The sequence below is a fragment of the Peribacillus sp. NPDC096447 genome, from assembly GCF_044762725.1.
Taxonomy (GTDB): domain Bacteria; phylum Bacillota; class Bacilli; order Bacillales; family DSM-1321; genus Peribacillus.
Genome location: NZ_JBIWEV010000010.1, coordinates 67,043 through 77,309 on the forward strand (window position 1 = coordinate 67,043; position 10,267 = coordinate 77,309).

Consider the following 10,267-nt stretch of genomic DNA (forward strand, 5'->3'; position numbering starts at 1 on the left):
AATGAATAAAATAGCACTTCTTCAACTGTCTCTAGCCATGACAATCTTTGGTTCTGTCGGTTTCTTTTCAGAACTATCAGGACTTCCCGCATTGGAACTGGTTTTTGTACGCTGCATTTGTGCTGCCATATTCTTATGTGCAGCCTGGATGATTACAGGACATATTAAGAACGAAATATGGAATGGTAGAGAAGTAATGCTCATCATTTTCTGCGCGGTGGCAAACTTGTTAAATTGGATATTTCTCTTTAAATCTTTTGAGCTGATATCGGTGACAATTGCCATTTCGCTTTATCATTTAGCACCGATCATTGTACTCATTATAGGGAGCTTCATCTTTAAGGAGAAAATGAGTTTATTCTCCATCCTGGCCATTTCCCTTTGCTTCATTGGCACATTACTCATTATGGGAACAGATGGATTTCGATCATCATCTCCTGAATGGGAAGGCATCATGTATGGGATCATTGCGGCATTTTTCTATGCGGCAACCATGCTTTTAGGAAAGAGCATTACAAAGACCAGTGTATATGCGACCACTTTTCTGCAAATGTTCATTGGATTTCTATTACTGATTCCATTTGTCGATTTTTCAGTATACACAACATTAAAATCTTCCGAATGGTTTTATACGGTACTTACTGGCATCATTCATACAGGCGTCGTGTATCTGCTGTTTTTTAATAGTATTCGCCATTTGCCTACAAATGTAGTATCTTTCATGATTTTTGTAGATCCGGCAGTTGCCATACTTTTGGATATTCTGCTTTCAGGATTTCAACCGGACGGTATTCAAATTTTGGGTATTACATTGATATTTATTGGTGTGCTTTATTCACTTAAGACGACAAGACCGACTGAAAATGATGTCATGCAGAAAAGGCCGCACACAATGTGAGGCCTTTTTCCTTTGGGTTTTCTATTAACCTATTGATTAAAATGATAGACATCCCAAATGTCAGGGGTTTCTGATCCAATGTACCAAGCAGCTGCACCGCCTAGATGATTTTGTTTTACCAGGTCAATCCGGAGCTTCATTGATTTTTTATCCTCAATCCAAATTTGATGCTTTTTCCCTTTGGAAGTATACTCCACGTAATTTTGTTGAGTCTTTTTATCCCATACCTTTTTAAGTTTGTGAGATGAAATGATTTTGTTGACCTCTGCCATGGTACGGTCATGACTTTTCACTTTTTTGGTCGATAAATCGGTTACCCATTCTCGCGTATAAAATGGTACAGCCAATATGATCTTATGAGCAGGTACTTCTTTCATTAAAAGCTTGGTTCCTTCTTTGATCCAAGGTAACGAGGAAACGGACCCGGCTACTGGGCTACCTCCCCAATGCTCATCATAACCCATAATGATTATATAGTCCGCTATTTTGCCAAGTGCTTTCCTATCCAGGCTTTTTGACCAAAAAGGGTCGTCATTTTCTCGGGTGACATCCACAGACACTTTAATTCCATGCGGTTTTAGTGCCTTTTTCAGTTCGCCTATGAAAAGTACAAAGTGCTTCTTGTTTTTTGGATCGATGTTTTCAAAATCTACATTTATTCCATCACTGTTAGTTATAACAAGTGATTCACGTAAAGCTGAAACTAATTTCTGGCGTTTTTTTGTACTGCCTAGTATAGAACCGGTTAAAACAGGGTCAAATGTATTACCGATAAGCTGCCAAACTTGTTTTCCTAGTTTATGAGCAGATTGGACGTATTTTGTATCTACAGAAACGGAAACGTAATTACCGGTATCCGTCAGTGTATAAGAACGGGGAGATACTACATTTAAATTGGGTTGTTTAATTTGCTGCGTATAGTTTTCTTTCGATCCATTATGCTTCCAGCCCATGACGATACGGTTTTGCGCCTTTTTTTGAAGCTGGGATTTCTTTATCCATCCCTTTTTTCCTCCAAGCAATTGAACCTGGTAGTAATAATCCGGAACCTTCAATTTTTGGCCAACTTTAAGGGTAACCGAACTTAAGTTATTTAATTTCGTCAAATCACTTGTGGTTACCTTGTATTTAGTGGAAATCCTCCACAATGTATCTCCTGATACAACCTTATGGATCTTATACTTTTGGGGAATCTTCAGGTTTTGGCCGACATTTATTTCGGAAGAAGTTAATTTATTTTCTTTTTGTAGCGCACTTACTGTAACACCATATTGATTTGCTGTTTTCCATAATGTGTTTCCAGTCTTTACTTTATGAATAATAGGCCCCGCGGAATCCCCAACGGAAGAAGAAATGATGGGAAACGTCTCGCCCTTTTTTAATGTCTTTAATAGAGTAGAACCTAATTTAGGAGAACTAAAAACTTTTGTATTGTCCACTTTAACAGAACCTATGTATTGGGTTTTACTTGATGAATGACCACTGGTTGGAAAGAGACACATACAAAGAAGGGTTAACATAATAAAACATCCAAAGAATTTTTTCAAAATTATTTTATTCCCCTTTGTAAAATTTAACTTTACTAGTTTACTATGGAGAATAGCTTTAAAATAGAGGTACATTGTGGAAAGGCATTTCTAACCTTCGTGTAGGTCGAATTAATCCGTTCGTGGGTTGAATTAATTCATGTGTAGGTCGAATTAATCCGTTCGTGGGTTGAATTAATCCTTGCGTAGGTCGAATTATTTCGCTGTGGGTTGAATTAATCCTTGCGTGGGTCGAATTAATTCATGTGTAGGTCGAATTAATCCGTTCGTAGGTCGAATTAATCCTTGCGTAGGTCGAATTATTTCACTGAAGGACGAATTATTCCGTATGAAGGACATTTAATTAGTAAGTTCTAGTCCGTATATGAAGAAGGGGAGATTTTTTATGTCAAATTTTGCATTACAGTTTTATGATTTCAACATATGGGCAAATAATCAGATTTTCAACCGCTTAAAAGAGATTCCAAAGGATGTTTACCATCAAGAAGTACAAAGTGTGTTTCCATCTATATCGAGTGTGATGGCCCATGTGTATCTTTCCGATCTGGGGTGGGTGGAGGTTTTTTCCGGTAAAAGCATGAACCATGCATTGGAGCTGGCAGAACAACTGAAGGAACAAACAGAGTCAAAGGAATTAGAGGAAATGGAGATCATGTTTTTTGAGTTGTCCGGTCGGTACAAAGCGCTGCTTAGCCAAAAAGAAAATTTAGATAAGCCTCTTATAATTGAGAATCCAGCTGGCGGCCTAATGAAAACAAGTGCAGCTGAATTGGTACCGCATGTCGTGAATCATGGAACATATCACCGCGGCAATATCACAGCCATGTTGCGCCAAATGGGTTATGTCTCTACTTCGACGGATTACGGTCTTTATTTATTTTTAAAAGGGGAGTAACTGGATTTCAATTCAGGTTATCTAAAAAATAGGACTATTAAATTGGTAGTCCTATTTGTGTGTGCAATTATATATGGTTTCTTTTAAGTAAAAATCTTGGAGATGGAAGGACTTCTTGTTCAGCTTCAAAATAAGCGAGTTTATTTGGTATACAGGATATGATTGAAGGCATTCCCATCCCAACAGCTTTTTCTAAGGCGGTTAATAAGGGTAGCTCCTTACCATCAATATCTTCATCCCAGGATATTACATAACAAGAGTGTTCAGCACCATTCTGTTTCAGTAACTTAGCTATATCTATTGGATCTGAATTAGGTTTTGGAATATCAATGATATACTCTTCACGAAGAGTTGTTCTGTAAGTATGACAAAGACGACTTAAGGCATCTTTGCGCTTCTTGGCTGAAGACAATTCGAACAGAACTCTATCTTGGAGCCTTTTGGTGAAAAATGATTTTACAATTATTTTCTCCATTTCCTTATCCAATCTAATCCCCCTTTATAGTTTTTCTACTGGTAACTCCTTATAGTCTAAGCCTATCATAAGTAGCATTAGTCGATAATAAACATCTCCCAAAAACATTTTACTTACTATTATATTGTTAAATAATATATTTTTGACAGTTTTTTGTTTGCCGTTGGAAATGACTTGTACATGACATTTGTCATCTTCTAGTCATGACACCTGGTACTAATAATTTCAGGTTGATTTCTTTATACTAAGTAATAACGACAAATAAAAGGAAGTGCAATTGAATAATGACCTTGCAAAATACGAAAAACTTGAGAAAACAAATTGCTCCTTTTGAACAATCAACGACAAAGCAAAGTATATGGCAGATCATCAATACCTTGGGGCCATTCATTATTTTATGGTACCTGGCATATATAAGTCTTTCCGTTTCTTATTGGTTAGCTTTAATTCCAGCTGTGTTTGCTGCTGGCTTCTTGACAAGAATATTCATCATATTTCATGATTGTACGCATCATTCATTTTTCAAAAACCGCCGTGCGAATAGAATAGTCGGGACGATCATGGGTGTTTTGACTTTATTCCCGTTCGATCAATGGGGACATGAGCATTCTGTGCATCACGCAACAAGCGGTAATTTGGATAAGCGGGGTACAGGGGATATTTGGACCCTTACTGTCGATGAGTATTTGGCTGCACCGTTTAAACTTCGTTTTGCCTATCGTTTTTATCGCAATCCAATTGTTATGTTTGGTTTGGGACCAATTTATGTTTTCCTTCTTAAAAATAGATTTAACCGTAAAGGTGCTAGAAAGAAGGAAAAAAATAATACGTATTTGACGAATGCATTAATCGTCGTTTTAGCGGCATTGCTTTGCCTGGCAGTAGGCTGGCAGTCGTTCCTTCTGGTACAAGGTTCCATTTTCATGATTTCTGGTTCAGTCGGCATTTGGCTGTTTTACGTCCAGCATACATTTGAGGACTCTTATTTTGAAGAAAATGAGGAGTGGGAATATGTATTGGCAGCAGTGGAGGGAAGTTCTTTTTATAAGCTTCCAAAACTGATGCAATTCCTTACTGGTAATATCGGTTACCATCATGTTCACCATTTAAGTCCAAGGGTACCTAACTATAAATTGGAAATGGCGCACAATAATACGCAGCCTTTAGAGAACGTTCCAACGATTACTCTTGCGACAAGCTTGCGCTCACTCCGTTTCCGTTTATGGGATGAGGAATCCAAGAATTTTATCGGTTTCAAAGATATAAAATATTTAACGAAAAAAAGTGTTCCCGCCCAAGTGAAATCTGAACTGTAACGTTCATGTATCATTCCAGACTCCCTTAATAATCCTCGGATTTGGGGGAGTCTTTGCTTCATATAAGGAACTCGATAAAGGAGAGAACTTAAAATGATTCGAATTGTCATTGCAGAGAATCAGCAAATGCTTTTAGAGGCAATAAGTTCTCTACTCAATCTTGAAGAAGATATAGAAATTGTCGGGCAAGCCGGTAATGGAGAAGAAGCGGTGGCCCTTGTCCACCAATTACAGCCTGATGTTTGTATCATGGATATGGAGATGCCTGTAATGAGCGGACTTGAGGCAGCAGAAGCATTAAGGTCAATTGAATGTAAAGTGGTCATTTTAACGACATTCCGAAGGACTGGTTATTTTCAACTCGCAATAAAGGCTAATGTAAGTGGTTATTTATTGAAGGATAGCCCGGGTGAAGAGTTAGCTTGCTCCATTCGCAGCATAATGGATGGCAAGCGAATATATTCCCCAGAACTTATAGATGAGTCTTCCAGCAATAATGGCCGGGAAATGGGAGTGTTAGGTTTGTTAGCCGATGGTCAATTAAAAATTGAGGCGTCTAATCAGCAAAGCGGCACAATTGGGACAGTAAGGAAATATTTTTCCACCATCAAGGATAAAATGAAGTTACCGGCTGGTTAGGATTTGTTTCTTAAATCCTGTTGACACGTTTTTTTAAATTGTGTACGATGGATTAAATTATAATATTGAAAATTCTGTGATGAAGAGAGTAGTTCATTTTGAATTGGAAAGCGAGTTAGGGATGGTGGGAGCCTAATGCAGGACGGATGAATGAAGCGCACTTTGGAGAAATTTCTTGAACCGTTTAGTAGGGAATATCGGGGAGTCACCTCGTTAACAATGGAAAGTGGTCACAATTTGTGGCAACTAGAGTGGTACCACGGGAATTCATGCTCTCGTCTCTTATTTAGAGGCGGGGGCTTTTTTGTTTAGGAGGGAAAATGACGATGAATAAACCAATTGCAGAATTGATTTCAACTGCTTTGAACAATGAAATGCCAGCTAGTGAAATAGAAAAATTAATGGAAAAGCCAAAATTGATGGAATTAGGTGATGTCGCCTTTCCATGCTTTACTCTTGCGAAAAAATTCAAAAAGTCGCCTCAGGTGATTGCGTCTGAAATAGCCCAACAATTAAATAGTAAGTTGATCCAAGAAGTGAACGTTGTGGGTGGTTATCTGAATATCTTCGTCAATCAACAGCTGGTGACGGAAAACGTGCTGCAAACGGTATTAAGTGAAAAGGATCAGTATGGTTCGATGCAGCCTGTACAGGGAAATGTCGTGATTGATTATTCCTCCCCGAATATTGCCAAACCTTTTTCCATGGGGCACTTACGCTCAACGGTCATAGGGAATGCACTGGCTAACATCGCCGAAAAAAATGGCTACAATGCCGTGCGTATTAATCATTTAGGAGATTGGGGCACGCAATTCGGCAAGTTGATTGTCGCGTATAAGCTATGGGGCGACAAAGAGGCGATAGAAGCTTCGCCGATTCAGGAATTATTGAAAATCTATGTGAAGTTCCATGATAGAGCCGAAAGTGATGAATCGTTGAATGAACAAGCACGCGCAAGCTTCAAGTCGCTTGAAGATGGGGACGAGGAAGCATTGGCATTGTGGAAATGGTTCAGGGATGCGTCTCTAAAAGAGTTTGAGACGATTTATGATTTATTGGGCATCCGTTTTGATTCCTATGCCGGCGAAGCGTTTTACAATGACAAAATGGATGCGGTTGTCGGGGAACTAAAAGAAAAAGGCTTACTTGCCCTATCCGAAGGTGCCTATGTCGTGCAATTGGAAGATATGCCGCCTTGTTTGATTACGAAAACGGATGGTGCGACACTTTATGCCACGCGTGATTTAGCTGCAGCCATGTATCGTAAAAAACAGTATGAGGCGAAGAAAACATTTTATGTTGTCGGAAACGAACAATCCCTGCACTTTAAACAACTCTTTAACGTCATTGAAAAAATGGGGTATGAATGGTCAAAAGACTTACAGCACGTAGCTTTTGGCATGATGTTAAAAGACGGTAAGAAAATGTCGACACGTAAAGGGAAAGTCGTGCTCCTTGCGGATGTATTGGCAGAGGCGATCGAAACTGCGAAGCGCAATATTGAAGAAAAAAATCAAGCGCTTGAACAGAAAGAACTGGTTGCAAGACAGGTCGGTGTCGGAGCGGTAATTTTTAATGATTTAAAAAATAACCGCATGAACGATATTGATTTTTCTTTGGAACAAATGATGAATTTTGAGGGAGAAACGGGTCCATATGTACAGTACACATATGCGCGAATTTCCTCATTGCTTGAAAAAGGTGAATTTAACGAGCAGGCCATCACTTTTGACGCTTTAGGTGAATATGCGTGGCCAGTCATCCAGCTGCTGGAGCAATATCCGAGCATTGTCCAAAAATCGTTTGAACAAGCGGACCCATCACAAATCGCGAAATTCAGCTTGCATTTATCGCGTGCATTCAATAAGTATTATGCACATACAAAAATCCTCGTTGAAGATGAATGGAAACAAATGAAACTCTCATTCGCTTTTTCAGTAGCGATTGTATTGAAGGATGCGCTAAGTTTATTGGGAATTTCCGCGCCGAAAAAAATGTAAAGGTAAAATGAAAGAATCCATTTTGGACTTTCAAAATGGATTCTTTAAAATCTTACTCGATGACATCGAACCATAAGGGAGATTTATCATCAATTTCACCGTTGTAATTGATCGTGATTTCCTCGCCAGCCTTTATGTCTTTATGTGCATAAAAGTCTATCGTTAAATCATCTAAATTATTATCATACGTCGCATTCGGAGTGTATGAATGATTGAATAGCGATCCATTTCCTAAGGCAATGGCCGTTTCATCGTCATCTCCCCAATAGAAACAGTGATGAAAGAGTGACGTTTTCTTTAAATATTTCCATTCGCTTTTCGGTGAAATGATGACAGGTGATGCCTCGATGAGTTCATCCTTTTTAATATCCCTTACCGCATATATTCCCCTGCCATATTTCCCCGTATTTTTAATACAGATTGGTGATACGGCCTCAATGGCTTTTTTCCAGTCCTGCTTGGCTTTCAGTTTTGTTTCATCTAGGTCACCAAGGTGCTTATTTAAGTAATCACTGCGATTGCGAATGAATTCGAAGATGAATTCCGGTTCCTTATCAAATAGATCCACTTTATTCTTTTTATATGGATCAAGAAGGATGTGGGGGCGTATCGCCTGGTGCAGTGATAATACTTTATTTTCCATGTGATTCACAGTAAATGTGGTTTCCAATTGTTCAACCAAGAGGTCTTTGTAGAACTTACGGTATTCCGGAACCTGCAAGAGAAGATGACTAAGGTGATTTGTCCTTTTTCCTCCAATGGGGACATATGTGTGCTCCATGATCCCGCCACTGACTTTGCGTCCCCAAGTGGCATCATAATCCCAAGGAATGATTTCAAATAAGTTTGTTTCACTATTGCGATATAATGCATAGTTATGGGTGAAACCGTCGTTATTCATTGTACATACAGCTCCAGCCAGCCAGCGTAAGTATTTATGGATATCAAGATGCTGCGAGACTTCTTCAGGAAATTTGGCAAGCGGGGTGGTATTGATTTTTCTGATCAATTCAATAAGGTATTCATCGTCGGACGGTTTTCCAAACGCTTGTTTATAGCCTGATACAAGGGAATCTTTCGGTTTCCCATCCCTTTCCAATGAAAAGTTGGCACTATTGTTGACTGCATAATAAATGGGGCCGGCAGGAAGTCCTCTTTTTTCCAAAAAGAATTCATCAACGGACTCCAGTTGTAAATATACCCCTTTACAAGAGCCGTTACGGTATAAGTCAATATGCTGGCTATAGGGGGAAAGAACTCCAAGGTCTTGGAAGTAATCGAGTGAGAGTTTATTGCGAATGAGGGAAGGATCTTTGTATTCGGCATTGAGATGGATTTTGTGGGCGCCAAAGAATTTTTCTGGGTCGATGAAATCAATCCAATAGGATCTTTTCCTGAATTTTCGGGTATAAGAGCCCCGATAGGCAATATCGATATCATAAATGTCGTTTTCCACTTTCAAATAGGCGGGAATGGGGTCATTACTCCATACGTCCGCACGTAAATCTTCTAGATCTTCTTCTTCAATCATTAAGAAATAAGATGGAATATGATAAGGCATACACTCACCTTCCTTTCTTGAAGATGTATTATGGTCAAGCAAAAACATGTAATGTATGAAAAAATTCAACTTAATCAATCACAGATTGATCAAGTTGAAGCTTTTTAGATTTAACTATCTATCTTCTTCTTTTTTTCTTTCCACATCCAGTCGATGTACTTGAAGTGGATGTGCTGCCAGTGGAAGTGCTGCCAGTGGAAGTGCTGCCAGTGGACTTGCTGCCAGTGGACTTGCTGCCAGTGGACTTGCTACCAGTGGACTTGCTGCCAGTGGACTTGCTGCCAGTGGACTTGCTGCCAGTGGACTTGCTGCCAGTAGACTTGCTGCCAGTAGACTTGCTGCCAGTAGATGAGCTACAGCTGCTGCTGCTGCTGCTGCTGCTGCTACCGCTGCCAGATGAGCCGCCTTTTCCTTTTTTTCCTTTCGGCATAAAGACCCCTCCTTTAATAAGGTTAATTTCATGATATGCAGTATGGTACAAACTTGAACGTTGGTTAACGACAAACGGGCTAATAAAAATGGCGGAGAGAAACATAGTGATGTAGAGTTATGGGGGGACCCTTCAAGTGGGGTGTCCGCCTTTTCTTAAATGAAAAATGCCCCTTACTCCCAAATGGGAATAAAGGGCATGTACCGTGAATATGTCACAGCGATCATGAATTAATAAGCCAAGCTGAATAGGGCTTTAATGTGTGATAGATAGCGAACATTACTTGCTTCTTTCATCAATGTAGCAGGAAGGCCTTTAAGGGACGTATTATTGGCCCCAACCGTTGCCACCGCATCCTTACGGCCAAGGCTCGCAAGTGTACCTGAGTTTACAGGTGAAAATGCTTCAAGTTTCTTGCCTTCAAAGGCTGCGAATAGGTTGTAACCAACAAGCTCACCCATTTGCCAAGCATTTTGAGCAGTAGGAGCGTATGGACGGCCGCCTTC

General features: G+C 39.6%; 9 protein-coding genes, 2 pseudogenes and 1 other annotated feature. Of the genes and pseudogenes, 5 read left to right on the top strand and 6 right to left on the bottom strand.

Annotated elements, in window-relative coordinates:
* The first annotated feature begins 1 nt into the window (after nucleotide 1).
* Nucleotides 2–898 carry a DMT family transporter gene (locus ACIQZD_RS23805; RefSeq protein ID WP_402906986.1) on the top strand — a complete coding sequence of 299 codons (897 nt, stop codon included), beginning with the start codon at nucleotides 2–4 and terminating at the stop codon, nucleotides 896–898.
* A 29-nt stretch (nucleotides 899–927) separates the two neighbouring features.
* Here the strand turns inward: ACIQZD_RS23805 and ACIQZD_RS23810 are convergent, their stop codons facing one another.
* Nucleotides 928–2,337 carry a LysM peptidoglycan-binding domain-containing protein gene (locus ACIQZD_RS23810; RefSeq protein WP_402906988.1) on the bottom strand — a complete coding sequence of 470 codons (1,410 nt, stop codon included), beginning with the start codon at nucleotides 2,335–2,337 and terminating at the stop codon, nucleotides 928–930.
* Between the two features lie 493 nt (nucleotides 2,338–2,830).
* Between ACIQZD_RS23810 and ACIQZD_RS23815 the strand changes: the two genes are divergently transcribed.
* The gene (locus ACIQZD_RS23815) at nucleotides 2,831–3,340 is read left to right on the top strand and encodes a DinB family protein (protein WP_402906990.1); all 510 of its coding nucleotides are present in this window, start codon (nucleotides 2,831–2,833) and stop codon (nucleotides 3,338–3,340) included.
* Between the two features lie 67 nt (nucleotides 3,341–3,407).
* Here ACIQZD_RS23815 and ACIQZD_RS23820 read toward each other — a convergent pair whose 3' ends face one another.
* A complete protein-coding gene (locus ACIQZD_RS23820) occupies nucleotides 3,408–3,827 on the bottom strand; it encodes a hypothetical protein (RefSeq protein ID WP_402906992.1) in 420 nt (139 codons plus the stop codon).
* Nucleotides 3,828–4,099: 272 nt separating this feature from the next.
* Here ACIQZD_RS23820 and desA point away from each other — a divergent pair, with 272 nt between their 5' ends.
* The 3 genes from desA (at nucleotide 4,100) to argS (ending at nucleotide 7,770) form a co-directional block, all read left to right on the top strand.
* Nucleotides 4,100–5,131, top strand: coding sequence for a Delta(5) desaturase DesA (desA, locus tag ACIQZD_RS23825; protein WP_402906994.1), 1,032 nt, complete (start codon nucleotides 4,100–4,102; stop codon nucleotides 5,129–5,131).
* A 93-nt stretch (nucleotides 5,132–5,224) separates the two neighbouring features.
* Nucleotides 5,225–5,770 carry a response regulator gene (locus ACIQZD_RS23830; protein WP_402906996.1) on the top strand — a complete coding sequence of 182 codons (546 nt, stop codon included), beginning with the start codon at nucleotides 5,225–5,227 and terminating at the stop codon, nucleotides 5,768–5,770.
* Nucleotides 5,771–5,837: 67 nt separating this feature from the next.
* Nucleotides 5,838–6,056: a binding site (T-box leader), on the top strand.
* A gap of 34 nt (nucleotides 6,057–6,090) precedes the next feature.
* Nucleotides 6,091–7,770, top strand: a complete 1,680-nt coding sequence (gene argS, locus ACIQZD_RS23835; protein WP_402906998.1) for an arginine--tRNA ligase — start codon at nucleotides 6,091–6,093, stop codon at nucleotides 7,768–7,770.
* A 52-nt stretch (nucleotides 7,771–7,822) separates the two neighbouring features.
* On the opposite strand, the gene ACIQZD_RS23840 is transcribed toward argS, so the two are convergent.
* From ACIQZD_RS23840 to ACIQZD_RS23855, 4 genes and pseudogenes are all read right to left on the bottom strand, one after another.
* A complete protein-coding gene (locus ACIQZD_RS23840) occupies nucleotides 7,823–8,239 on the bottom strand; it encodes an SET domain-containing protein (RefSeq protein ID WP_241594118.1) in 417 nt (138 codons plus the stop codon).
* Between the two features lie 12 nt (nucleotides 8,240–8,251).
* Nucleotides 8,252–9,331: pseudogene (locus tag ACIQZD_RS23845) on the bottom strand (CotH kinase family protein); the annotation flags it as partial.
* Nucleotides 9,332–9,445: 114 nt separating this feature from the next.
* Entirely contained in the window at nucleotides 9,446–9,793 is a 348-nt protein-coding gene (locus ACIQZD_RS23850) for a hypothetical protein (RefSeq protein ID WP_402907000.1), read from the bottom strand.
* A gap of 198 nt (nucleotides 9,794–9,991) precedes the next feature.
* A pseudogene (locus ACIQZD_RS23855) lies at nucleotides 9,992–10,267 on the bottom strand (NAD(P)/FAD-dependent oxidoreductase); the annotation flags it as partial.

Bases quoted from the DNA above. Each gene is read 5' to 3' on its own strand.
- ACIQZD_RS23805 (WP_402906986.1), top strand. From the start codon at position 2: ATGAATAAAATAGCACTTCTTCAACTGTCTCTAGCCATGACAATCTTT.
- ACIQZD_RS23815 (WP_402906990.1), top strand. From the start codon at position 2,831: ATGTCAAATTTTGCATTACAGTTTTATGATTTCAACATATGGGCAAAT.
- desA (WP_402906994.1), top strand. From the start codon at position 4,100: ATGACCTTGCAAAATACGAAAAACTTGAGAAAACAAATTGCTCCTTTT.
- ACIQZD_RS23830 (WP_402906996.1), top strand. From the start codon at position 5,225: ATGATTCGAATTGTCATTGCAGAGAATCAGCAAATGCTTTTAGAGGCA.
- argS (WP_402906998.1), top strand. From the start codon at position 6,091: ATGACGATGAATAAACCAATTGCAGAATTGATTTCAACTGCTTTGAAC.
- ACIQZD_RS23850 (WP_402907000.1), bottom strand. From the start codon at position 9,793: ATGAAATTAACCTTATTAAAGGAGGGGTCTTTATGCCGAAAGGAAAAA.